This window comes from Veillonella dispar (assembly GCF_900637515.1).
In the GTDB taxonomy this organism is placed as follows: Bacteria; Bacillota; Negativicutes; order Veillonellales; family Veillonellaceae; genus Veillonella; species Veillonella dispar.
In genome coordinates this window covers 1,844,874-1,870,598 of the sequence record NZ_LR134375.1, presented here as the reverse complement: position 1 = coordinate 1,870,598, position 25,725 = coordinate 1,844,874, and the positions used below count along the sequence as shown (strand labels likewise).

The 25,725-nt window shown below is 40.8% G+C and carries 22 protein-coding genes and 1 other RNA gene; 15 read left to right on the top strand and 8 right to left on the bottom strand.

Going from position 1 to position 25,725, the window contains the following annotated elements:
- Positions 1–107 precede the first annotated feature (107 nt).
- The 9 genes from ffs (at position 108) to EL171_RS08805 (ending at position 10,332) form a co-directional block, all read left to right on the top strand.
- An RNA gene (gene ffs, locus EL171_RS08845) (signal recognition particle sRNA small type) lies at positions 108–207 on the top strand.
- 255 nt (positions 208–462) lie between these two features.
- Positions 463–3,231 (top strand): DNA polymerase III subunit gamma/tau, encoded by a 2,769-nt coding sequence (gene dnaX, locus EL171_RS08840; protein WP_005385219.1) that lies wholly within the window; start codon positions 463–465, stop codon positions 3,229–3,231.
- A gap of 123 nt (positions 3,232–3,354) precedes the next feature.
- Positions 3,355–3,684, top strand: a complete 330-nt coding sequence (locus EL171_RS08835; RefSeq protein ID WP_005385221.1) for a YbaB/EbfC family nucleoid-associated protein — start codon at positions 3,355–3,357, stop codon at positions 3,682–3,684.
- On the top strand, positions 3,685–4,281 hold the full coding sequence (gene recR / locus EL171_RS08830; protein ID WP_004694915.1) for a recombination mediator RecR: 597 nt from the start codon (positions 3,685–3,687) through the stop codon (positions 4,279–4,281).
- Position 4,282: 1 nt separating this feature from the next.
- Entirely contained in the window at positions 4,283–4,537 is a 255-nt protein-coding gene (locus EL171_RS08825) for a hypothetical protein (RefSeq protein WP_005385224.1), read from the top strand.
- Positions 4,538–4,546: 9 nt separating this feature from the next.
- Positions 4,547–7,135, top strand: a complete 2,589-nt coding sequence (locus EL171_RS08820) for a 3'-5' exonuclease (protein WP_005385225.1) — start codon at positions 4,547–4,549, stop codon at positions 7,133–7,135.
- Positions 7,135–8,139: an RluA family pseudouridine synthase gene (locus tag EL171_RS08815; protein ID WP_005385227.1), complete on the top strand. Its 1,005-nt coding sequence runs from the start codon at positions 7,135–7,137 to the stop codon at positions 8,137–8,139. The genes EL171_RS08820 and EL171_RS08815 overlap by 1 nt, the downstream gene beginning before the upstream one ends.
- Before the next feature lie 238 nt (positions 8,140–8,377).
- Positions 8,378–9,502 carry a cation diffusion facilitator family transporter gene (locus EL171_RS08810; RefSeq protein WP_005385228.1) on the top strand — a complete coding sequence of 375 codons (1,125 nt, stop codon included), beginning with the start codon at positions 8,378–8,380 and terminating at the stop codon, positions 9,500–9,502.
- A 257-nt stretch (positions 9,503–9,759) separates the two neighbouring features.
- On the top strand, positions 9,760–10,332 hold the full coding sequence (locus EL171_RS08805; protein ID WP_005385230.1) for an immunity protein YezG family protein: 573 nt from the start codon (positions 9,760–9,762) through the stop codon (positions 10,330–10,332).
- Between the two features lie 54 nt (positions 10,333–10,386).
- Here the strand turns inward: EL171_RS08805 and EL171_RS08800 are convergent, their stop codons facing one another.
- The 3 genes from EL171_RS08800 to EL171_RS08790 all read right to left on the bottom strand — a co-directional run bounded on the left by EL171_RS08800 (position 10,387) and on the right by EL171_RS08790 (position 13,280).
- Positions 10,387–11,181 (bottom strand): IS3 family transposase, encoded by a 795-nt coding sequence (locus tag EL171_RS08800; protein WP_164712004.1) that lies wholly within the window; start codon positions 11,179–11,181, stop codon positions 10,387–10,389.
- Positions 11,182–11,204: 23 nt separating this feature from the next.
- Positions 11,205–11,774: a helix-turn-helix domain-containing protein gene (locus EL171_RS08795; RefSeq protein WP_039968906.1), complete on the bottom strand. Its 570-nt coding sequence runs from the start codon at positions 11,772–11,774 to the stop codon at positions 11,205–11,207.
- A 63-nt stretch (positions 11,775–11,837) separates the two neighbouring features.
- Entirely contained in the window at positions 11,838–13,280 is a 1,443-nt protein-coding gene (locus tag EL171_RS08790; RefSeq protein WP_005385234.1) for an amino acid permease, read from the bottom strand.
- Positions 13,281–13,560: 280 nt separating this feature from the next.
- Between EL171_RS08790 and EL171_RS08785 the strand changes: the two genes are divergently transcribed.
- From EL171_RS08785 to EL171_RS08775, 3 genes are all read left to right on the top strand, one after another.
- Complete coding sequence (locus EL171_RS08785; RefSeq protein ID WP_005385235.1) at positions 13,561–14,073, top strand: pyridoxamine 5'-phosphate oxidase family protein; 513 nt, start codon at positions 13,561–13,563, stop codon at positions 14,071–14,073.
- Positions 14,074–14,313: 240 nt separating this feature from the next.
- Positions 14,314–14,979, top strand: coding sequence for a hypothetical protein (locus EL171_RS08780; protein ID WP_005385236.1), 666 nt, complete (start codon positions 14,314–14,316; stop codon positions 14,977–14,979).
- A 66-nt stretch (positions 14,980–15,045) separates the two neighbouring features.
- Positions 15,046–16,371 (top strand): hypothetical protein, encoded by a 1,326-nt coding sequence (locus EL171_RS08775; protein WP_005385237.1) that lies wholly within the window; start codon positions 15,046–15,048, stop codon positions 16,369–16,371.
- A 156-nt stretch (positions 16,372–16,527) separates the two neighbouring features.
- Here EL171_RS08775 and EL171_RS08770 read toward each other — a convergent pair whose 3' ends face one another.
- Positions 16,528–17,895, bottom strand: coding sequence for an NCS2 family permease (locus EL171_RS08770; RefSeq protein ID WP_005385238.1), 1,368 nt, complete (start codon positions 17,893–17,895; stop codon positions 16,528–16,530).
- 147 nt (positions 17,896–18,042) lie between these two features.
- On the opposite strand from EL171_RS08770, the gene EL171_RS08765 reads away from it, so the two are divergent.
- From EL171_RS08765 to aroD, 3 genes are all read left to right on the top strand, one after another.
- On the top strand, positions 18,043–18,462 hold the full coding sequence (locus tag EL171_RS08765; protein ID WP_005385239.1) for an RrF2 family transcriptional regulator: 420 nt from the start codon (positions 18,043–18,045) through the stop codon (positions 18,460–18,462).
- Positions 18,463–18,555: 93 nt separating this feature from the next.
- On the top strand, positions 18,556–19,788 hold the full coding sequence (locus EL171_RS08760) for an MFS transporter (RefSeq protein ID WP_005385240.1): 1,233 nt from the start codon (positions 18,556–18,558) through the stop codon (positions 19,786–19,788).
- A gap of 306 nt (positions 19,789–20,094) precedes the next feature.
- Complete coding sequence (aroD, locus tag EL171_RS08755; RefSeq protein WP_005385241.1) at positions 20,095–20,889, top strand: type I 3-dehydroquinate dehydratase; 795 nt, start codon at positions 20,095–20,097, stop codon at positions 20,887–20,889.
- A gap of 341 nt (positions 20,890–21,230) precedes the next feature.
- Here the strand turns inward: aroD and EL171_RS08745 are convergent, their stop codons facing one another.
- From EL171_RS08745 to aroC, 4 genes are all read right to left on the bottom strand, one after another.
- Complete coding sequence (locus EL171_RS08745; RefSeq protein ID WP_005385242.1) at positions 21,231–21,836, bottom strand: type II toxin-antitoxin system RelB/DinJ family antitoxin; 606 nt, start codon at positions 21,834–21,836, stop codon at positions 21,231–21,233.
- A 262-nt stretch (positions 21,837–22,098) separates the two neighbouring features.
- A complete protein-coding gene (locus EL171_RS08740) occupies positions 22,099–23,334 on the bottom strand; it encodes a shikimate kinase (protein ID WP_039968908.1) in 1,236 nt (411 codons plus the stop codon).
- Positions 23,335–23,457: 123 nt separating this feature from the next.
- A complete protein-coding gene (locus tag EL171_RS08735) occupies positions 23,458–24,597 on the bottom strand; it encodes a bifunctional chorismate mutase/prephenate dehydratase (protein ID WP_005385244.1) in 1,140 nt (379 codons plus the stop codon).
- On the bottom strand, positions 24,584–25,678 hold the full coding sequence (gene aroC / locus EL171_RS08730) for a chorismate synthase (protein ID WP_005385245.1): 1,095 nt from the start codon (positions 25,676–25,678) through the stop codon (positions 24,584–24,586). Before aroC ends, EL171_RS08735 begins: the two co-directional genes overlap by 14 nt.
- Between the last annotated feature and the right edge of the window lie 47 nt (positions 25,679–25,725).

The following is a 25,725-nucleotide window of genomic DNA, read 5'->3' as shown; positions in this document are numbered from 1 at the left end:
ATCTAACTGAATATCCTTTAGATAAGACATATGAAATGCCTCTATAGCTTTGACTATAGAGGTATTTTCATGTATAATATTTGTATTGCAATATTGGATCATGGCAGTTCTCGGGCCTGTGCAATGGGGGCCTGTGAATCGTGTCAGGACTGAGAGGTAGCAGCACTAAGCGGTAACCTTCATGTGCCACGGGGAACCCGGGGGCTGTCGTGATCGAATATTGCAAGGCGGCCTGTGGGGCCGCTTTTTTTATGTCTAATTTAGAATGCATGATATTCGATTCTGGACTATACGATGTTGTATTATGAACCATATGATGGAGTTTTGACTAGGAAATATCAGCATTATTTATAAGTAAATATATTACTTTCGTATTGGGGAAAGAACTTTATTAAGGAAGTCAGAATTTTCTGAATATGGTATAATAAAGTATTGTAATTTTCGGAAAAAGGGGGTGTTCCAATGGCATATATTGCGTTATATCGTAAGTACCGTCCGCAGACCTTTACCGATGTGGTTGGTCAGCATCAAGTATCGGATACGTTGATGCGCGCTATCCGCGAGGATAAGGTAGCTCATGCGTATTTGTTTGCTGGTCCGCGCGGAACTGGTAAAACGAGTATGGCCAAGATTTTTGCACGCGCTATCAACTGTGAGCATGGGCCAACGGATCATCCTTGTAACGAGTGTAGTGCTTGTAAATCGATTTTGAGCGGTCAGTCCATGGACGTTCTTGAAATCGACGCCGCATCCAATCGTGGTATCGATGAGGTGCGTGCCCTTCGTGAAAGTGTCAAATTCATGCCTGTTGAGGGCCGTAAAAAGGTGTTCATCATCGACGAAGCCCACATGCTTACGACCGAAGCGTGGAATGCGCTTTTAAAAACTATCGAAGAGCCGCCGGCTCACGTTATGTTTATCTTCGCTACTACAGAAATTGAAAAGTTACCTGTTACTATCGTATCTCGTTGTCAGCGATACACCTTTAGACGGATTACGTCTGACGATATCGCACAGCGTTTATCCTATGTAGCGGAAAAGGAAGGTTTTGGCTTAGATCCTGCAGCAGCACAGCTCATCGCTGTCCATGCAGACGGCGGTTTGCGCGATGCGTTGAGTATCTTAGACCAATGTGCCGGTATGGCAACAGGTACTATTACGCCGCAAGTAGTAGAAGAACTAATCGGTCTTGTTAGCAAAGAATGGATTATTCACTTCCTAGATGCATTGCGCAACGGGGATGGTCCCAAATTGTTGTCCTATATCCACGATGCCTTAGCAGAAGGTCGTGATGCGACGCAGATTATGGAAGCCCTCATTCAGCACGTGCGGGCCTTATTAGTTGGTAAGGTCGCACCTGATGCGGATGAGCTCAAGGTATATGATGCCTTTAAGGATGAGTTTTTAGCTCAAGCTGAAAGCATCGATTTTAATGAGCTTAACCAGTATGTGCGCAGTGCGCAATCCATCATGAATGATGCAAAACAGGTGGATAATCCACGAACTATCATCGAAATGGGCTTACTCGTTTTATGTGCTAAATTAGGTTCTGTTGATGAAAGCTTAGAAGACCGTGTGTATGCATTAGAGTCTTCAGAACGATCTGAACGAAATGATTTATTGAACCGCATGGCTCAATTAGAACAACGAGGTCCAGCTGTCGCAACTGCACCTGCTTATGGTGCTAATTCCTTTGGACCGCCAGGTGGTTATGCCAATAGCTTTGTTCCTGTAGATAATGCTGCTGTACAGAATGCTTCCATGAGTAGTACTCAAAATAGTACTGTTGGTACTGTGCCGCCTCCAAGTGGAGTGGGGATGACACCACCGCCTGCGAGTGTAGGCATGACACCTCCACCGATGGGTACACCAGGTAGTACACCGCCTCCTATGAATGGAGTAGGTATGGCTCCGCCTCCAATGGGCGGCGTTGGTATGGCGCCACCAAGTACAAGCAGTGCGCCAGAACGATCGGCTAGAAATCAAGCCAAAGGTCGTAGTAAAAAAGGTATTAGTACACAGGCTATCATTAGTGATCAAATCTTGTCTGCTCAAGAGTATCGCAATGTACAGTCCAATGTCATTAAATACTTGAAGGATAGCAATCGCAATATGACCTCTACCGTCATAGGTCAAGGTCAACTTGTATACGTAGATCAAAGCAAGGCGGTTATGGCCTTCAAAAATACATTGCACCTCAATGTAATGACCAACGAAGTAAACTTAGCAGAAGCGGCAGATGCTTTCACATATACACTGGGCTATCCAGTACATGTAGAAATCGTTGATGCCCTCACACAAGTTTACAAAGACTATAAAAAGGCCTCTGGCAGTACGACGCAACACCAAGTAAAAGCGCCGCAACGACCACAAGAGCCAATGGTTGATGTGCAGAAGACCTCTGGAGGTCAACCAACGCAAATGGACTTAACAAATTCGTCCTCTCCGCAAGTCGCTAGCTATGCACAAGGGGCGAACGAAAAGGGTACTCAAGGTGGTCAAGCATCTCAAGGTGCTAGTCCGCAGACTGTTACAGGTACGGCGCCTAATGGTGGACCTACAACTGATGAGCAACCAAGTAAGCCAGATTCCGCAGCAGTAGATGCAGCTAAGGCCGCAGCGTTAGCCTTCTTGGCGAAGAAGACGGGCGGTGCTGCTGTAAGTGCCACAACTGGTGCTGATACGAGTGAGGTCGGAGCAGAAACATCACCAACTGGTGGAGATGTACCGATTACATCCTTTGATGGCAGTCCGTCTGTATCAGTTCCAGATGGAGAAATCCCTATCGAGTCTCTAGCAGGTTCTATGGAAGGCGATGATATTCCAGTTCATTCCTTTGATGATGTACCTGTAGACGATATGGAGGAATCTTACGTATCATCTTTAGATGATATGCCACCACATCCGTTAGATAGTGTCACTGTTATTAGCGATGATGGGGAAGTCTTAGAACGCCCTATGGATAGCGGTGCACATATTGAGGTAGAAGCTGTCCCAAAGTCTAATGGGGGCGAACAGCAACAGGGAACCCCTTATCAAAGTGATGATCATACTATGCTTTCACAAGCACCTATTGAAGTAGCGCCTATCGATAGCGTGACGGTAGCTCGTGAATATGCATGGGATCCAGAACATATGACAGAAGAGGAGCGAAACAATCCTCTTTTGGCAGAAACATTAGAGAAACTATCTGAAGATCACGACATCATCGTCGAGGTCATCGAAGAATAAATTTTTGAGTATACCCGTTGGTCCTAAGGCCGTAGGTGACACATATGTTAAAATCTATGTCGCATGTTAGAGTTATGGGCATAGACAGTTAGTAAGGACAAGGTCCTAAAAGGAGGAATTACAATGTTTGGTAAAGGTATGGGCAATATGGCTGGCATGATGAAAAAAGTTCAAAAAATGCAAGCAGATATGAAGAAAATGCAAGAAGAATTAAAAACTCGTACAGTAGAGGCTTCCGTTGGTGGCGGTGCTGTAACAGTTGTAATGAACGGTGAAAAAATCATCGAGTCCTTGAAATTGAACCCATCTGCAGTAGATCCTGAAGACGTGGAAATGTTAGAAGATTTAGTAATGGCTGCTGTCAACGAAGCTAGCAAAAAAGTAGATGACCTTTTGGCTCAAGAAATGGGCAAAGTAACTGGTGGTCTTAATTTGCCAACAGGTTTATTCTAAATGACAAACGCTTTAGAACGGCTCGTAGAGCAGTTGCGCCGCTTGCCGGGTATAGGCTCCAAGTCGGCTAGACGCTTGGCCTATCATTTGGTAGAAATGCCGAAGGAAGAGGTAGACCGTCTCGTGGAAACCATCGTAGAAGCGAAGGGGGCTACGCGTCACTGTTCTATTTGCTTTAACTTATCAGCTCAAGACCCTTGTGAATTCTGTAGCAATCCAAACCGGGATCAAACGACGATTATGGTCGTTGAAACATCTCGCGATGTTATTGCTATCGAGCGTAGTGGTGACTATAAGGGCTTATATCACGTATTAGAAGGTGCTTTGTCCCCTATGGAGGGCATCGGTGCTGACGATATTCGCGTAAAAGAATTGATTGCTCGCCTTCGTGATGGTGTCGTACAAGAGGTTATCCTCGCTACTGACCCAGACGTAGAAGGGGAAGCGACAGCTCTCTATTTGGCGCGTTTATTAAGTCCAAGTGGCATTAAGGTAACGCGTATTGCCCGTGGTGTGCCTGTGGGTGGCGATATCGAATATGCCGATGAATTAACATTAGGCGGTGCTGTAGTGAACCGCCAAGAAATGAAAGGATAATATGGGAGCTTTATTAGCATCACCGATTATATCGGCGGTTGTATCCGTTGCTGTAGCCTACATTGCTTTCAAAGTAGCATTTTTCACCATTAAACGAGTGGCTATGAATGCAGTAACTGGTATTTTGACGTATTTAGTATGCGTTCATATCCTCAATATTCCTATGGATATTGGTTTGGGCGTATGGGCTTTAACAGCAATTCTAGGCCCTATTCCAATGCTCATTGCTGCCGGATGGTACGGCTTTTTAAAATAGGAGGACCTCATGCTTATCAATCGTGAACAACAACGCGTTATTGATGAAGTTGAACAGAATATCCTCTTGTTAGCGTCCGCTGGGACGGGAAAAACGAATACACTTGCTTATCGAGTGGCTCACCTCATCGAGGGCGGCTATGCGAAGGCGGAGAATATCTTGTGCATGACCTTTACGAACAAGGCAGCAAACGAGATGAAAGACCGCATTCAATCGCTCGTAGGCAGTCCTGCAAAGGCTGTGGAGATTAGTACATTCCACAGCTTTTGCTTTTTCGTACTCCAACAAGAGGGGAAGCGCAATGAAACCTTGTATACGGATGTAACGATCTTTGATGAAGAGGATTGCAAGGAATTGTCTGAACCGTATCGTCCAGGTAAGTTGCGAGAAATGTCCTTTGCCAACATCATCGGTATGGTAAAAGAATATCGTTCCTTATATGGCTTTTATTCTGATGATCTCGTAGGCGATTATAAACGAACGATTGATCGTTTGCAAAAGGAACAGCGTCCTGCTATTGAGCAACAGTTCTCTAGCTTTGGGAATGTTCTTTATAGTGAACTCCATGACTTCTTGAACCATGGTCACGAATGGATTGCTGCCTATGATGAAAACTTAGCCTCCGTACATGGTCTAGATTTCACAGATCTCATTTGCGGTGTTCATCGTCTATTCCAAGATCCTGTAGTTCGAGAACGTTGGAGCAGTCGTTATAGTTATATCTCTGTTGATGAAATGCAAGATACCGGTGTACTAGAGTACAAGGTACTTGAAATGCTTTGGGAAGGTAATCACGTCCTATTATGTGGGGACTATTTCCAAACCATATACGAGTGGCGTGGGTCTGATCCATTCCGTTTACTCAAGCAATTTGATGCGGACTTTAAGCCTTTAAAAATCATTTTCTACGAAAACTACCGCTCTAACTGGACGCTTTTTACGATGGCCTTCAAAACATTGCAGAATATGTTCCCTGATCTGGTAGGTTCTATCTATACTGAATTGCCTCGCGCCAATAGTGAAAGAAAGGGCAAGCCTGTTCTCATAAAAGGCTGTAAAAACAGCTATCTTGAGGGACGATATATCTATGAAGCTATCTGCGCCTTGCCAAAGGATGCCAATATTGGCGTTTTAGTGCGGGATAATAAAAAGGCGCAACGGCTGAGCGACTCCTTTGAACGCCTGAACAACGAAAAGGCTGAAGATGAACGCCGTCACTTTATGATCATTGACGAGTTTAAATTCTTTAGACGTCAAGAAATTAAAGACGTTATGGCTTACTTTAAACTGCTTATGAACCCGAATGACTCGGTCAGCGCTAAGCGCATTATTAAACGCTATGTTGCCGGCATCGGTGACGCTCGTATTGCAGCTATTGAAAGTCCTGAGACGCGTCAAGTGGGCTTAAAATTGACGGACTTTATGGATATGCCTATCTTTGAAGCAGAGCCTTATGCGAAGCTCGTCAGTGGCTTAGAAAATCATGAGGTCGTGGTGTATGACGTAGAAAGTACTGGTACCGATACGTCCCAGGATCGCATCATTCAAATTGCAGCCATCCGCATCGATGAAAATGGGCAGGTCCTAGAAACCTTTGAACGCTTTATCAACCCCGGCGTACCTGTGGGACAATCCGAAGAGGTACACGGCTTTTCGGATGCGTATTTAAAAGAACACGGCGAAGAGCCAGCTATAGTGCTACAAGCCTTTAAGGAATTCTCCAAGAATGCTATTATCGTAGGCCACAATGTAAATTATGACGTGACCATCTTTACTAATGAATTGGCACGCCATAATTTAGGTAATCCAGAATTTAAGGCTATCTACGATACACTCGATATTTACCGTCGTTTCTATCCTAATTTGCCAAATCATAAACTGGGCTTCCTAGCATCAGAGTTTCCTATCAATCATGAGCCTACGCACAATGCGATGGACGATATCTTGGCCACTTCACAGCTTTTAATCTATGCAGTAAAAGAAAATATCGTGCCCACTACAACAGGTCGTATGGTGGCGATTAATAAGTATAAAGCGGCTTTCACCAATATTGCGTCCCAAATGGCGACATTGCGTAGAAAGGCCTATACAGAGCTACCTACACAGTTATTAGCGTACATTATGAACCAAATGGGGGTTCTAGAGTACTATAAATCTCATGGGGAAGTAGCGAAGGTAGAGCATATACGGGATCTATATCGCATCATGGAAAAACTTGATGCTGCCTATGAAGGTCCAGCAGGTTTGGCTCGATTAAATCAAATTTTGCAGATGGCAGCCCTTACAGCAGGTGAGCCTGCCCAACAGGTACGCAATGAAGATCGCATTCCAATCATTACCATTCACCAAGCGAAGGGGAGCGAGTTTGACCACGTGTTCTTGGCCGGCCTCAATGAAGGAACCTTCCCAAGTCCTTTTGCTATTGCAGAAGGTCGTGAAGACGAAGAAAAGCGCTTGTTCTATGTGGCTATTACACGACCTAAACAAGAGCTGACTATTACCTTTGAACAAACGAATATACGTGGCCGAGCTGTTCAACCAAGCTCGCTACTGAACTACATGCCACGAGACCCTGAGCTCGTAGAAAGGAGATACTAATGGCGCGAAAAACACATCGTCCAGACGATATTTTGTGGACTGTCACTGCCGCAGATATAGAGACTGCACGTAGTGAAAAAACTGAGGTTACACTTGGTGCAGTACTAGATACTCGATATTCTCGTAAGTCCTTAGTTAAGCTGTTTGAGGAAAAACTAATCCACATCAACGGTCATAAGGCGACGCCAAAGGATGTTATCTCCGAAGGTGATGAGATTTGGATTGCTATGGCTAAGGAAAAAATCGATTACGAACCAATTGAAATGGATCTACATATCTTATATGAAGATGATGATCTCCTCATTGTGGATAAGCCAGCAGGTGTGACAGTAAACTCTAAAGACCAAGTATCTCTTGCCAATGGGGTAGCGTACTATTTCAAAGAGAATGGTATTAAGCGTAAGGTGCGTTTCTTAAACCGTTTAGATAGAGATACAACGGGATGTATCGTAATTGCTAAAAGCGGCTTAGCCCAAAGTCTTTATCAACAGCAAATGGACGATAATACCTTTGAAAAGTGGTATATGGCCACTGTTGAAGGTATTGTAGAAGCTGATGAAGACTCTTTAGTATTACCTATGGATCGCAGTACTGATGGTATTCATTATGAAGTCAATCCAAAGGGGAAGGAAACGCGTACCGATTTTTCCTTCCTATGTAGACATTCTTCACAGCCTGTGGATAACTCTGTGCATAAGTTGGTAAAATCTGTGGATATAGCTCAAGAAAATGTGGATATAGAATTACAAAATGTGGATAAACATGGTGTAAATGTGGACAAATCTGTGCATAACTCATCAAAATGTGGATATACTGAGGTTTTAGTTCGTTTGTACACAGGGAAAACACATCAAATTCGTGTAGCTTTCAGCCATATAGGTCACCCTCTTGTAGGGGATACATTATACGGTGCACAACCGACAGGACAGCCTTTCCAATTGCGGGCTCAGAAGGTAGTATTTACACATATGCGCACAGGGGAACGCATTACGGTTACCGCGTAATTTGATCTGATTATATTATTGTTAACAATAAATCTGTCCTATATATTGTGAAGTCATAATACATCAAATATTCTAATTGAGAATTGAGAATTATTGATAATTCAGTAATTACAATGATTTTATAAAAATTTTTCAAAAAATATAATGACAAATGATAATCGATAAGCTATAATAAGAACATAGATAAATCGATAGGCTTCGATTTGTAGCTTAGTGAAATGAATGTAAGAGGTGTAGTATGATTTTGCAAGAAAATAGTGCAGCACGTAATCGGGGAATTACGCTTGCCAGTATAAAAGGTATTATAGGTAACGTCGTTCTCGTTATCTTTAAAATGATTGTAGGCCTTGCGTCTAACTCCATCGCTATCATCCTTGATGCGGTGAACAACTTAACGGATGTATTGTCCTCTGTATTGACCATCGTTGGTACAAAATTAGCCGCTAAAGGGGCCGATAAGGAGCATCCTTTTGGACATGGTCGCATAGAATATATGACTACCATGGCAATTGCCTTCATCATCCTTGGTGCAGGTATCGGATCTCTTAAAGAATCTATTGATAAAATTCTTCACCCTGAGGTATCTACCTTTGATATTCCAAGCCTCGTTATCATCGCCGTTGCTATTGTGGTGAAAGTTGTGATGGGCCGCTATATCAAGGCACAAGGCGAGAAATACAAATCTGATGCGCTTGTAGCGTCTGGTATAGATGCGCTCTTTGATGCAGTAATTACCTTTGCCACATTAGTATCTGCAGGCTTAGTATTCTTCTTTAACTTTGATATTCAAGGTTATGTTGGTGCAGTGATTTCTGTTTTGATTTTGAAAGCTGCTTATGACATTTTAAAAGAAATGTATAATCACTTGCTTGGTGTTCGTGCAGATGATAACTTAATCCGTGATATTAAAGAAACCATCGCTCAACATCCAAATGTAGGTGGTGTATATGACTTGGTTTTGAATAGCTACGGACCTGGTGAAACAATTGGCTCTGTACATATTACCGTACCAGATACGATGACTATGGCTGATATTCATCCTTTGACAAAAGGTATTGCTGTTCATCTTTATAAAAAATTTGGTATTAATATGACCGTTGGCGTCTATGCTGAAAACCAACCAAGTGTGGAAGTGCTTGAAATTAGACAAGCTCTTGACCAAGTTGTAAGCTTATATACACATGTTGTACAAGTACATGCCTTTTACGTACACGAAGAGAAGAAAGTTATCTACTACGATATTATCTTTGACTTTGACGAAGAAGATCCACATGGTACATTAGAAAAAATTAAAGCAGAAATGCAAAAACGCTGCCCTGACTATGTACAATTTGCTATTGTAGATACAGACTTCAGTAACTAATAGAATATAAATAAAGGCTTCAACCAATCATCGACGAAAATATTTCGCTAAGAAATGGTTGAAGCCTTTTCTTTTACTAGGCTATAGATTTAGTTATACTATAAGTCTAAGAGGGGGTTCTATGTTGCGATGGAACTAAGTAATTAAGGATACTAGTTCTAAAACGTTAGACTGACTTGAAAATTATACACTAAGTGAATATAATATATTGTATAAAATATAATTTGTTTAGGGAATCTCATATGAGGAGAGATAGAATGAAGAAATTTGCTCTTACTACATTAGCTGTAATGGCGGCCGTTGGTGTGTTGGCGGTTCAGCCTGCAGATGCGAAGAAGGTACAACAAGATCCTGCAATATCACCTATTGAAATGCCTATGAATGATGAAATTCAACAGGTTAATGGTGTATCCAAGTCTACCAATAAAGAGACACAACGTTTATCTAATAAGTTAGCAGATGCTACAAGAGTGATGATTAAGAAGAATTGGAAGACTATCTATATTAAAGCAGTGCCTACAGGAGATAAAGCGGCTGTACGTTTCTATTACACAGATAAAAATGGTCAAGTATATAATGGCCAAGTTATTAGAAATACAGGTCTATCCAAAGGCAAATATATGACTGGTTCTTTACGACAAGTTGAAGCATTACAAGAATTAGTAAACCATTTGCAACAGAATGGTCAAGAGGTACCATCCTCCATTGATCTTATCATTACCCAAGGCGGATATCGTACTAAGACGATCTTCAATTATGGTGAAGACACAAGAAATCTACCTGCTTATCAACAACAATATGAAAAACAAAACTTCCCTACTATGAAGTAACAAAAAGCTCGTGCTATGTGATATGTACCCATTTTCCTGGACACATATTATTTACTAGCCTAAACACATGGATGCTTCCCTGTATTTTACAGGGGGCATCCATTTTGTTTTTTTCTGGATCCTTTTGTTGTTGTAATAGTTAATATATTCTTCTATCGCTACTGAAAAAGCATTAAATGATGAATATTCTGTTTCAAAACCATAATATATTTCTGTTTTCAATCTACCAAAAAAGGTTTCCATCACAGAGTTATCATAACAATTCCCTTTTCTAGACATAGACTGAATAATCCCATGTTCTTTAAGTGCTTGCCTAAAATAGTTATGTTGGTATTGCCAGCCTTGATCAGAGTGGAAGATTAATCCCGAAAGATTAGTAAACTTCTTAAAGGCTTTCTCTAACATACGAGAAATCTGTTCTAAGTTAGGCCTTAATGCTAAGTCATAAGCAACAATCTCATTCGTATTCATATCTAAAATAGGCGACAAATAGCATTTTCCCCACGAGAAATTAAATTGAGACACATCAGTAGTCCATTTTTGCAATGGTGCAGTTGTACTAAAATCTCTATTGACGATATTTTCTGCTACTTTACCGACTTTACCTTTGTAAGAGTGATACTTTTCCTTTGGTCGCTTTCCTGCGAGTCCCATACTATGCATTAGTCTTTGTACTCGTTTATGATTGACTACAAAACCTCGATTAAGAAGTTCTTGGTATACACGGCGTACACCATACCGACCTTTATGTTCTGTAAAAATCTTTTGAATTTCATCTTTTAGCTCTGTATTTCTTTTATCTACAAGATCTACTTTAGTAAGTTCAAAATAATAGGTAGATTTGGCCATTGGCATAGCTTTTAAAAGATGCTTTAGTTAATAGCCTTGTTGGCGGAGCGTTTTAATAATCGCTGCTTTTTCGCCTTGAGTCGCGCAGCCTCTTTTTCTTCTCTCAAGGCAATCTCTTTTTTTATGACTTCATTTTCAGCTTTAATATACGCAATTTCAGCACGTAAGCGAATGAGTTCCTCATATTCACTTTCTTTGAGTTTTCGAGGTGAGATAGTCTTAGGTACTTTCATTTTGCAATCCTTTGGTGGTCGTCCTTTAGGTTTATTAATAAGACCATTGTATCCCAAAGTTTTATATTTATGAACCCATTGATACAGTTGTCCAGAATTAATACCCGCTACAATAGCTACTGTTCTCAATCCTTGTCCAGAGAGGACTTGGCATACCAAACTATATTTCTCTTCTGGAGTCCAATACTTATTAGTCCCTCGATTTTTATTAATGTCCGGGCCATGATGCTGCTCTAGTTTAACCCAGTCTCTTATTAGTCTATGAAATGTATCTGTTGTTACACCGTTAGGTGTCTTAGGCCATTCACCTCGATAGAATAATTCAATTGCTTTCCTTTTAAATTGATAACTATATCTCATGAAAATACCCCCTTTACTGGTTGTCCAGTAAAGGGGGTACATATCAATGCACGGGCTTTTGTATTAGATAATGTAATCGTCAGAATCATCTTTTTTAGGTTTTTTGTAAATTTCTTTTACACCAGCCATTTCGATAAGTTCTTCGCTGAGAGCATCTTCATCGTCCGTATTAAGCATGGAGTAGAAGGCCCAGAGGATAACGAACCAAATCGGTGTAAACAAGAGTGCAATTCGAGTGTCTTCATTTAAGGCAAGAATACCTAGAATGAAGACAAAGAATGCAAGGATGATATAGTTCATCACAGGGAATAGAGGCATTTTGAATTTAGATTGTGCCGCTAATTCAGGATTTTTCTTGCGGTATTTGAGGTGACAAATAACCATCATCGCCCAAATAAAGATGAAGCAGAATGTAGAGATAGAAGTAATCATAACGAATACTGCTTCTGGCATTACATAGTTGAGTACAACCGTAATCAATAGTACAGCAGCAGAGAAAATCGTTGCTTGGTATGGTACGCTACTGTGTGTTAAGCGACGCATAGAGCTTGGTGCATGACCGCGTTTAGCAAGGGCATAAATCATACGGCCTGTACTAAAGATACCAGAGTTTGTAGCAGATGCAGCAGATGTAAGAACTACGAAGTTTACGATGCCTGCAGCGGCTGCAATACCAACTGCTGTAAATACAGCCACAAATGGGCTAGCAGAAGGGTTAACGGCTGTCCAAGGGTAAATACTCATGATGATGGCCAAAGAGCCCACATAGAACAAAATAATGCGTAATGGGATGTTGTTGATTGCCATAGGAATAACCTTTTCAGGATCTTCTGTTTCACCAGCTGTCAAACCTACGAGCTCGATACCTGTGAAAGCGAAAACAACCATTTGGAATGATAAGATAAAGCCCATCGTTCCGTTCGGGAACCAGCCCCCATAATTCCACATATTACTAAAGGCGGCAACGCCCGCATCTGTAGTAAAGCCTGTAACAATCATGATGATACCGATGATGATGAGGGAAATAATGGCGATTACCTTAATCAAGGCAAACCAGAACTCCATTTCACCGAAGTATTTTACAGCTGTTAGGTTCATCAATAGCAATGCCACTAAGACGACAAGGGCCGGTATCCATTGAGGCAGCCATGGTATCCAGAACTGCATATAGAGGCCTACGGCTGTTAAATCGGCCATGGCTAGTGAAAGCCAACAGAACCAGTATGTCCATCCTGTGATAAAGGCTGCTCGATCACCTAAATACTCTTCTACGAAATCGATAAATGAGTGGTGGTTCAAGTTAGACAATAATAATTCGCCTAATGCTCTCATGATAAAGAAGCATATAATACCTGTAATTAGGTAAGCAAAAATGATGGATGGACCTGCCAAGTGAATGGCACGGCCGGAGCCTAAGAATAAGCCTGTACCGATGGCACCGCCAATGGCGAGCAACTGTACGTGCCGGTTCTTAAGGCCCCGTTTTAACTGATGCGTATCAGACATAGTAAAGACCTCTTTTCTACAAACTATCTACAAATATAAAAAGCCATGGATGACCATAGCCTTTATAATCTATAGAATCTATAAAACTATTTTCTTATAATACAGTATCTATTGTAAAAAGTCAAATGTATTTATACAGTAGACAAATATTAAAAACAGTGTTATTAATATACGAATAAAAGAGTGCTTATTCATGCAAAAAGCATTCTATCATACAAGGTATAAAAAGTTTGCTATAATGATACGTAGATTATCTTATACGTAAACTCGTGGAGGCTATATGAGACGACAAGATCGTAAGGTTACAGATATAGATGAAATTAAAAGTATTTTAAATAGTACTCGTATCATTCACCTAGGTATGATGGATGGTGATTACCCTTATGTAGTACCCCTACATTTTGGATACGAATTTATAGATGAGGTGCTTTATATCTATGTACATGGCAATCATGAGGGAAAGAAGTTTGACTTGATTAAAGCAAATCCTCATGTATTTATCGAAATTGATGGCAGTGATGAGGCCCTTGTTTCAGGTGGAGATATTCCTTGTAAATATAGTTCAGTTTATTCCAGTGTTATGGGACGAGGGACGGTGACTTATTTAGAGAGTATTGATGAAAAGGTTCATGGATTACAAGTTTTGATGGACCATCAAACAAATCGTAAATTTGCTTTTACAGAAGCCATGGTAAACTCTGTGGGCGTCGTTCAAATTAAAGTGGTGGACTATACTGCAAAAAGACGAAGACAACTTGAACAAGATATTATTATGCCTCCATTAACTAAATAATGATACAACATCCTATTGAGTTCTTTTAAGATATAGCGCTCAGTAGGATGTTTTTTTATGTGTCGAACTAGTAAGTATTAAGGCTGTTATTAGTTAATAACTAGACTTTCACCGTAGGAAAAATAAAAGTTTTATGAAGTAGCTAGGGCAACAGAATCGGAGTTATGTTTTTGATATAAATAAGAAAATATATCATTATATGTGTGAAGTATATTATAAATTTTTATACAAGGAGAGAGTATGAGCAAAACAATATATAAGTCCATCTTAGCTACTATAGCTGTTGGGTTACTATCTGTAGGAAGTGTAACAGCAGATACTGTAGACACTGCTATATCTACAGATAATTCTGTATCTACAAAAACGCTTAAGTTAGGACATAATTTTAAAAATGTCGAGCCTAGAATGGATGGTTTACAGTGGCACTTTCATGATTGGCCTATAGAGAATACAAAAAAGGCGCATACTTTTAAGGGAAACCTAAAAGAGGCAGCGAAGAAGCTTCCATATGAGGTTAAGGCCCCTAGTTATATCCCTTATGGCTATGAAATTTATACAGTACGTCAAGACAAAAATGATGTATTAGAGGTTGTATATTTTATAAAAAATTCCCAACCATATCGAGTTGGGAAGAGAAACTCTGGTAGTATTTTCGTTTATAGAATGGGCTATTCCGTGAACGATGTAAAAGATGTACCGTATATTCCCGGTGAGTATAAGGATTTTGAATGGTCTGAACAAGGTGAATCTGGCGAAGTCTTTTACACTGGTGATCCAGCAGCACAACTAATCCGTAGCATTACGTGGACAAAGGACGGTATGGCATACTCCTTATTGTTCTTAGAATCTGTGAAAGCAGTTGATGCTGAATTCTATAAGGAACATGTGGAGCCTGTGAGAATATAGATGCTCACGTAGCAATTTATTTGGAACAAAGCGGTAACGTATGTAACCGCTCAAAGAGGAGAGAATATGAAGAAAATAATAACATCTGCTGTGTTATGTGCCACGATGGCTGCAGCAGTCACTACGTTTGGTGTACAGCCAGTTAGTGCCACATATCCGTTAATCGATAAAAATGGTAATACGGTTCCTGTTGAACGAGATGTAGATAATAAAAAGCTCATCGATGATAATGAAAAACTCGCTGATCGCTATCGTTGGTATGATCAAGTTGGTGATAATGATTTAGTTAAAACTAATATTGAAAGTGCTGCGCAGGAATTTGGCTATCCTATACAAGTTCCGTCTTATATGCCTAAAGACTATGCAGTACGCGATGTAAAGGCCAAGGACCATGATGTATTAGAAATTGTTTATACAGAAACAGGCCATGATGGAGAATATGGTCCGAAATTAACCTTCTCTAATACAGATATTGTATATCGCATGGGTTGGGCTATCGATACCGTAGTAAAGCCTATATTAGAAAAGACAAATTACAATGCTAAGGATGTAGTTAGCTTTACTACCCCTGATGGAATCTCTGTACATACGTTAGGTTCTAGTAAAGACGCTATTCAGATTGCTTACTGGGAAAAAGATAATAAAGTGTATATGCTCTACTTTGCTTCTTCAAGAAACCAAAACTTTGTAAGCAAAATTGTAGATTCTGTAGGCCCTTTAAATAATGTAGCCGCTGATGATACTAGGTTACGTGGTGATCGCAATGATAAGCAACATGTTGAAGAAAACGATGCGAAAAAGGTTAAACTAAATGATGAGCCTGAATGGCCTCCTTATGAATCGATTGGGTTGCCATTGCGTACACATACGAATTCCGTATGGCCTATACTTACCAGTAAATCCAAGGGCTTACCAAGTGGTGTAATTGATGCATCTCATAAGGTGTCCTATGACGTATCTGTACCAAGTTATTTACCGCTTGGTTATACATACTATGCTACACATTTTTATGACAATGATGTATTAGAAACTGTATATTGGAAGCAAGGTCAAGAATATCAAGAGCGCAGTGGCCGTTGGGTAACTCATACTATGGTCTTCCGCATGAGCTACTCTATGGATACTGTATGGCCTGAAGAATATATTCCAATGGAGTACCATGACGTACAGTGGACTGACTCTACGCCATTAGGTGATGTTGACTATACAGGGGATGTAGATAAGGGCTTAGTACGTAGTGTTACGTGGTACAAGGATAATATGGCGTATTTCTTGTTCTTCCAAGTGCCTGTGAAAGCATCTGAAGCAGACTTTTATAGAGATCATGTAGTTCCGTTAAAAGATATCGATCCAAGTCGTACAGATTTAATCGGTGTAAAAACAATTCGTTAGTACTGAATTGTAATAAGATTTTAGAGCATGATTTACCGATGGTATACGGTATTAGTGTTTAGTATAAAACTGTACATAAAAAAGTACATAATAAAAAGAACCTATCTCTTAGATATTTTACTAATATCTTTAGAGATAGGTTCTTTTGGTTATTAATTAGAAGAATACGTAGCGGATGATAACGAGTACCGCCAATACGTACATAATCCAGTTAACTTCTTTTGCACGGCCTGCAATAATTTTGAGTAGAGGATATGCAATAAGACCTGCAGAGATACCGTTAGCGATGCTGTATGTGAATGGCATCAAAACGATAACGAGGAATGCAGGGAAGCCTTCTGTCCAATCATCGAAGTCAATGTTGCGGATTGCACCTAACATAAGGGCACCAACGATGATAAGAACAGGAGATGTGGCTGCATTTGGCACCAAGGATACGATTGGAGCCAAGAACAAGCAGATTAAGAATAATACGCCTGTTGTAACCGCTGTTAAGCCTGTACGGCCACCAGCACCTACACCTGCCGCACTTTCAACGAAAGCAGTAATCGTAGAAGTACCGAGCAATGCGCCAGTACTAACGCCGATAGCATCGACAGTCATGGCTTTACCAAGACCTGGGAATTTACCAGATTTAGGATCTGCAATTTTCGCCTCTGTAGCAGTACCAATCAAAGTACCCATGGAGTCGAACAATTCTACGAAGGTGAAGGAGAAGATAATCGTGATTAAGCCCATGTGGAGCGCACCAGGAATATCTAATTGAAGGAATGCTGCCTTAGAGAAATCAGGCACTGCTAATACAGTGAAGTTCTCAGGCATTGTAGAAAGGCCTGTAGCATAGGATACAATTGTTGTTACTACCACACCAATCAAGAGAGACCCTTGAATTTTACGAGCCATCAATAGTGCTGTAAAGATGAGGGAGAATAGAGCCAACAATGTTTCGCCATTGTGCAAATTACCGAGCGTCAAGAGTGCTTCGGATGCTGGAGGTACTAAATTACCATGTGTTTGTACAACTTGGCCTAAAGAGTTTGGAGACAAACTAATAGAGATTGCCATCAAGCCGGATAATTTTAAGCCGATGATAGCGATGAAGAGGCCGATACCAACAGTAATGGCAACCTTCATAGAGGCTGGGATGCCTTCAACGATCATTTGGCGTATCGACGTAAGTGTTAATACGAGGAATACGAGACCGGAGATAAATACAGCACCCAATGCTGTTTGCCAGGACACACCCATACCGAGAACTACGGTAAAGGAGTAAAAGGCTAAGAGGCCAACCCCTGGAGCGAGGGCGATAGGATAGTTTACGAATAAACCCATAGCAATCGTTACAAGGCCACCACCTAAGGCTGTAGCGATGAGGACTGCGTCTTTATCCATCCCTGCAAGACTAAGAATGTTAGGCGCTAAGAATAGGATGTACGCCATCGTGATAAACGTAGTAATACCTGCTAAAATTTCGGTTTTAACAGTGGTACCGCGCTCACTGAGTTGAAATAGTTTATCTAACATTAGATAACACCCTCCCGATATGAAATTAAAAATTATATCTGAATGAAAATATTTCGATATATGTATAGTGTACCATATTTCCCACCATTTTTTGTATGAATTTATGATATACTATAAATATATTATGAATGATTTAGAGGTTAACTTATGAAAATATCTACTAAAGGGCGTTATGCCCTACGGATATTGGCGGATATTGCAGAACACGGGGTAGAAAAAAATGTACCCATTCGTGAAATTGCTGAACGCCAAGGATTTTCCGATAAATACTTAGAGGGGATTGTATCTCGCTTATCCTCCGCTGGCCTCGTTAAAAGTGGCCGTGGTAAATACGGTGGATATCGCTTGGTGAAATCGCCTGCTGAATACAATGTATATGAAATTTTATATGCTGCAGAGGACTCCATTGCTCTCGTATCTTGTTTAGAAGATGATGTTGAGCCATGTCCTATGTTTAATGATTGCTTGACTGCTCCCTTGTGGCAGTACTTGCAAGATGAATTCCGTCACGTTATGGAACGCGTATCCTTACAGGATGTAATGGATCACAAATTTCCAACGGAATAAATGAGAGAGTCGCGTTTTATATGCGGCTCTTATTTATATAGAATATAAAAGTATATTACTATATATACTTTTATATATGAAAGGAGGCAAAGGATGAGCACAACTGCATATGATGCTCGTGGTGGTATGCGCAATGTATGGATTATTACAGCTGCCATGACGGTACTGGCTATATGTTACACCATGATCATTCCGTTTTTGCCTATCTACCTTTTAGAGTTAGGAGTGCCAAAGGCTGATGTAGCACTTTGGTCAGGCCTCGTTTTCGGTATTACCTTCCTCATCGCCGGCATCATGGCTCCTATATGGGGGAAGATTGCGGATAATAAAGGTAAAAAACGGATGGCTTTGCGCGCCGGCTTTGCCATTGCCATCTGTTATGTATTAATTGGTTTAGTTACAGACCAATATCAACTACTCATGGGGCGTGCGCTCGTTGGTTTTGCCAATGGGTTCTATCCAGCGGCGATGACCATGGTATCCCTCAGTGTTGATGAGAAACAGGTTGGTCGAGCTCTAGGCATCTTCCAAACGGGACTTATCTTGGGTAATGTCATCGGTCCATTTTTAGGTGGCGCCGTTGAAAGTGTAGTAGGCATGCGCCCTGTGTTTTATGTATCTGGTATCGCTGTATTTATTGCGACATTGGCCGTATTGTTCTTTGTGAAAGAACCAAAATTACATGCTAAAGGTGCTGATGGAAAGGAACAGCCGGCTCAACCTACTAAATCTACATCGCTACGTGAAGACTTTAAAGCTGTTCAACAACAGCCAGTATTAGTACGATTGCTTTGGATTTTCTTCTTTATGCAATGTGCTATCATGATGTTGCAACCTATCTTGGCCCTCTATGTCGGGGATATGCAAGGTACCATGGAAGGGGCGGCTATGATCTCTGGTACAATCCTTAGTATCGGCGGCTTAGCAGGATCCTTGACGACAAATCTATGGGTTCGCCTTGGTGAACGCCGTGGCTACTTTAAGACCATATCCTACTGTATGATGGGGAGTGGTATCGTCCTCTTACTTCAAAGCTTGCCAGTGGGCATTTGGTGGTTTGGTATTTTACAAGTCTTAATAGGCTCTTGTATTGTAGGCATTAATCCATCCTTGAGTGCAGCTGTAACACTCAATACAGATCCAAGCTTTAGAGGTCGCATGTTTGGTATGACAACAACAGCTCAACAATTTGGTTCTATGGTAGGCCCTGTATTTGCTAGTATTGTATCTACTTATGTTGGTATATCCTATGTATTTAGTATTACCGGCTTGCTATTACTATATATGGGCTTCCAATCTCGAAAACTATCCGTGCAACATGATTAACATTAAAAAGATACCTTACTTAACTATTACAGTAGTTGAGCAAGGTATCTTTTTTAGTATAACTAGTATTGTAAGGTTCATATAATATAATTATATTTTATTAGTCTTAAGGTTTTGGGCATAACAAAAATTGATGCTAATCGTTAATCTAAGAATACTGTTTTAGTGCATAATAACAGGCTTTCATACATTTTTAGTGAATAGCAATCCAATATAGGCTGATTGATTGCTTTTACAAAAATATTGGTATATAGTTAGTTTAAGGTAAGTCATTTGTCTCACCTTGTGGGACGGAAAGGAGTTATTATGGTCCGTATCGGTCATGCTGTACTCGGCGAAAAGGGGACAAAGATATGTGTGCCTATTGTAGGCACAACAATGAAAGAAATTTTAGATGCCACTGCGGTTGCATGTAATACACCGTGTCATGTAGTGGAGCTACGCATTGACTATTACGAGCGGGCCCACTCCATTGACGCTATTATTGAATTGTTAATGCTTATTAAGCCTCAATTAAAAGGTCGTGCCTTATTATTTACATGGCGCACGAAAGGGGAAGGTGGAGAAAAGTCTATTTCTTCACAAGACTACTTCACAATGTTAGAGCGCATCATTCCTACTGGATTGGTAGATGCTATCGATATTGAACTCTTCTTTGATCAAGATAGAATGCTTAAAACGATTGAATTTGCCAAGGTACATGGTATTACAATTATCATGAGTAACCATGATTTTAATGGCACTCCAAGTCATGAGGTTATTGTAAATCGCCTCATTCAAATGAAAGAATTCTTGGCCGACGTGCCAAAGATGGCTGTTATGCCTCATACAACGGGCGATGTTCTTACACTACTTGAGGCGACAGCTGAGGTGAAAGCTTTATATCCATCAGATCCAATCATTACGATGGCCATGGGACCATTGGGCGCTGTTACGCGCGCAGCAGGCGCTCTATTTGGTAATGCTATGACCTTTGCCTCTGCTGGCAAAGCATCGGCACCAGGTCAAATTGATGTGCATGAACTAAAACGAATTCTTGATACCATTGACGTAGATGGTGTATTCGATGAACAACAACATAAACGCGTAAAAGTGCATTAAAAAAAGTCGGCTAAAGCCGACTTTTTTAATGTTTTATATTTCCTGTAATGTATTCATTTTTGAAGGTCTAATATAGAACACATATATATAATTATTTATAATTTTATAGAGGATGAGATATTTTCTATGTGATAATTTTCTGTACTTTGTATCACTATTTATAATGGGATATCGTTCAGGAAAAATAGTTAATGACGATATTTTTTCATAGATTAACGCTAATTCTTTACTGATAACGTTTTGATCTATAAGCTATTGTGCTAATGAAATTTTGAGATTTACTATGTCAGATTTAGCTGTGGGGGTCAAAATTATTGTATATCTCATTTTAACCTCCATACTTATAAATCTTTAAGGAGCTCATTAAAGACTTTTTCTGCAGGTTCACCAAGCCCATTTTCAGCCTGATTAAGTCCAGTCTGGATTCTAGCGTTTAAATCTTCTTCAGTCCATAAGTTATTATTTATCGCATCAACCCATTCTGGACGATGTATAGTCGGAGGAATATCTTTAGCGAATTGTATTTGCTTAGATACAAGTGTTATAGTTTGAGATATAGTTAATCCCATTTCTTTTAGGATTGCAGTAGTAAGTGTTTTTACTTTTGGGTTAATGCGGATGTTAAGAACACCTGTTTTATCGATTGTGTCGAAGGATATTTCTACCTCTGTTGAGGTTGCTGATCCATATATACTGATAGCATCTGATGCTTTTAATGTAGTTTGTGGTTGTTCGTAGGTGCCGTTGTTGAGTGTGCTTGGTGTAGGTGTTTTGTCTATCGGTGCCGTCGGTAAAGCAATGGCAAATGGAATGCGACGCTCTTTGATGATTTGGCGGAATAGTGCGTCAAGCATAGATGTATATGATAGACCTTGTGTTTTTAATATGCTAGATACTTCCTGTTTTAGGTCTTCGTTGATGCGGACTTGTAGGTTTACGGTTTTCATAAAATCTCTCCTAATGTTCTTTCGATTGTGACTACTATGATATGGATACTGTATCGATTTTACATTAATAGGTAGATAACTTTTTTAATCTTATCTGTAATTACATTGTAATTGCAAGTGGTAACTTTTACAAATATATATAATACATAGGACATATAAAAAAGCAGTAGTTATCTTTAGGATAGCTACTGCTTTTTAGTTTATATCATTGATGTTATGATATGAGTTTTAGTTTTATCTAGAAATACAGATGTAAATAATCTTACAATAGGTTTGTTTCAAAGTCTTCTAGGATAGCCGCTACTGTTTCTGGTGCATTGCGATTATGTTCTACGATGCATTGAGCGAAGCTTTCATACATTGGTGTACGAGTTGCTTCTAGTTCGCGTAAGCGCTCAATGCCACCACTTGAGAGAACACGACCAGAGGTAGATAGGTTTTCTACCGGTTGCGTTAATTGGTAGATGCGACCGTTTTGGCGTAGATGTGCGAAGTTTTTAGGCACTGTTACACAGCCGCCGCCAGTGGAGATAATAAGACCTGTTTGGGTACCGAGTTTTGCAATCATTTCTGCTTCTTTTTCGCGGAATGCTGGTTCCCCTTGTTCCGTAATATAGGTGGAAATGTCGCCGATTTCTTTTTCTAACTCTTGATCCACATCAATGCAAGTACGGCCCATTTCTTCGCCAAGGGCTTTGCCTACTGTTGTTTTACCTACACCAGGCATGCCGATGAGGATGATATTCTCCTTTTCACGTCGCATATCGCGCAAGATTTGCTCGATTTCTTTCGTGCCAAAGCTTTGGCCTTGGAAATGGTTAGCCGCCTCAACGCCTTGAGCTACAAGGAATGGCAAGCCATCACAATGAGGAATTTCCATCATTTCTGCTTGTAATAGTAAAATCGTGCGGCGTGGATTGTAGATGAGGTCTACAACACCTTCCAATTTAGAAAACTGCGTAATATCGATGAGATTGGCTGGATTATGAGGGTACATGCCGATAGGGGTGCAGTTAATAATAATCTGCGCTGTTTCATAATAGTTTGGCGCATCACCATAGAATGGAGCCGTTTTGCGAGATAAATGGACGATATTTTTAGCGCCTAAATCTTCGAGGGCTACGTGAACGGTAGCAGAGGACGCACCATCACCAAGAATGATACATTCCTTGCCAGCTACATCGATGCCTGCATGTTGTAGGGTAAACACAAAACCATCATAGTCTGTATTATAGCCGTGCCATTTGCCATCCTTGCGAACCATTGTATTTACACAACCGATACGTTCAGCACGAGGATCCACCACATCACAAGCTTCAAGGGCATTTACCTTGTAAGGAATTGTAATGTTGATGCCTTGTAATTCTGGATCAGCGAAGAACTCTTGCAATTGGCTTGGTTCGCGCTCAAATAATTCGTAATTTGTATTCCCTAACGCACTGTGAATACGAGGGGAGAAGCTATGGCCCAACGTACGGCCAAGTAAACCAAATTTCATAGGACCTCCTAGGTCAATATACATAGAATGGCTAATAGGCTGGTACCTATTAGCCATTGAAATTTTATAACTACATTCATTGTACTATATATGCCCTTATAGGCACTAGTACAGATGAATATATTAGTTTTCTGGATAATTACCGAGCAAGCGGAACTTATCTTGTGATGTATGAAGCTCTGCTAGCACAGACAACACCTTTGGATCCGCTAAGGATGCCTCTAAGTCGAGGTAGAACAAGAACTCAAAGTTATGGCCTACGATAGGGCGAGACTCGAGTTTTGTAAGGTTGACACCGATGTTAGCAAACTTGGTAAGCAATGTACCAAGACCACCTGGAGCGTGACTTGCTGTTGTTACTACAGAGATTTTGTTAGCCCCTGGATACACATGGAAGTCCTTGCTAATGCAGATAAAGCGCGTATAGTTGTTATCGCTGTTTTGGATGTTGCGCATCAATGGAGACAAGTTGTACAAGTCTGCACATTGAGGTGCTGCGATAGCGGCTACACCTGGATCGTCACTGGCTGCTACTAACTGTGCAGCACGCGCTGTATTATCAAAGGAGCGCAATTCTACACCTTCTAGTTTTTCTAGGAAGTGACTACATTGGCCCAATGCTTGTGGGTGAGAGATGATAGTATGAATATCCTCTAGTTTTGTGCCTTTTTTCACGAGTAGATCGTGAGAAATCCATAGGCGTGTACCGCGTACGATATAGCATTTACGATCCTCTAGAAGGTCATATACTTCTTTTACAGAACCATTGGAGCTATTTTCGATAGGTAATACACCGAATTGACATTCACCAGACTCAACGGCATCGAATACGGCACGGAAGCCTGTTACGTAGTGAATTTGGCTAAGTGGTAATAATTTATCACATGCCACTTGTGCATTGCTGCCGAATACGCCAGCACAAGCTACGCTGCCTCGTTGAGGAGGTAAGGTAGGGGATTGCTCAATGGCTTTTTTCATTTTTACAGTGAACTCATTATCTTGGAATAACTGTTCAGATTGGTACGTACGGCTCAAGCTGAATAATGCTTCGAAGAAACGACGCGCATATAGATCGAGGTCAGGGCCTGCATCTCGCGTTACTTTGTCGAGAATATCTCGTTCCCGTTTAGCATCGTAAATGGCCTTATTCATTTCTTTCTTTGCCGCTGCAACATCTTTGGAGAGTTCCATGCGCTCTTTGAATAATTCGAGCATCTGATCGTTTATGTCGTTAATTTTAACGCGTACTTCATCTAAGTTCATGGTCAATATCTCCTAAGAAATCAAGAATAACGAGGGCTGTTACAGCTTCGATAACAGGTACTGCACGAAGCGCTACACATGGGTCATGACGACCTTGAATGGTGAGCAATGTGTCCTCTTTTTGTGAAAGTGATACAGAATGTTGTTCTTTATAAATAGATGGTGTTGGCTTGATACCGACTTGCATAACGAGCGGCAAACCATTGGTAATACCGCCTTGGATACCACCGCTATTGTTAGTCGTTGTTGTAATCTTGTCGTCGTTCATGGTGAAAGCATCATTCACTTCGGAACCAAGCTTAGCACACATGTCAAAACCACCGCCGAAGGATACGCCCTTAATGGCAGGTACACCAAAGATAACGCGAGCTAGTCGGTTTTCAATGCCGTCAAAGTTTGGATTGCCAAGGCCAATAGGTAGCCCTGTAGCAACGACCTCAACGATACCACCGGTAGAGTCACCATCTTTTTTGAGCTTCATGACCAAGTTTTCTACTTCAGTACGTTTTTCTGGATCAACCATAGCAATCGGCTCTGCAGCGATGTTAGCTAATGCTTTCATAGCTGGATGAACCATATCGATAGGAGCATCTTGGATTATTCCCACTTGTTTTAAATGGCCGTGGATTTCGATACCTTTTTCGCGTAATAGTTGAAGGGCGATGCCACCAGCTACGCAAAGTGGTGCTGTGAGGCGAGCTGAGAAATGGCCACCTCCGCGCATATCTACCTTGTCGCCGTAGCGCATGCGAGCTGTGAAGTCCGCATGAGATGGGCGAGGGATATCGCGCAAGTTATTGTAATCGCTAGAATGCTGGGATGTGTTGCGGATCATAAATGCCAATGGAGAACCGCTGAGCATACCATCTACGATACCTGCTAAAAACTCAGGTACATCGGCTTCCTTACGTTGCGTTGTTAATTGATTTTGCCCTGGCGCACGGCGCTTTAAAAAGGCTTTTAATTCATCGATATCGATGGTATGTCCACAAGGTAGACCCTCTACAATACCGCCAATGGCGTACCCATGAGAGGCGCCAAAGGTAGATACCTGTATGGTTTTACCGAAATTAGATGCCATTATATTAACTCCTACTATATAGTACGTACTATTTCTATTATCTATTA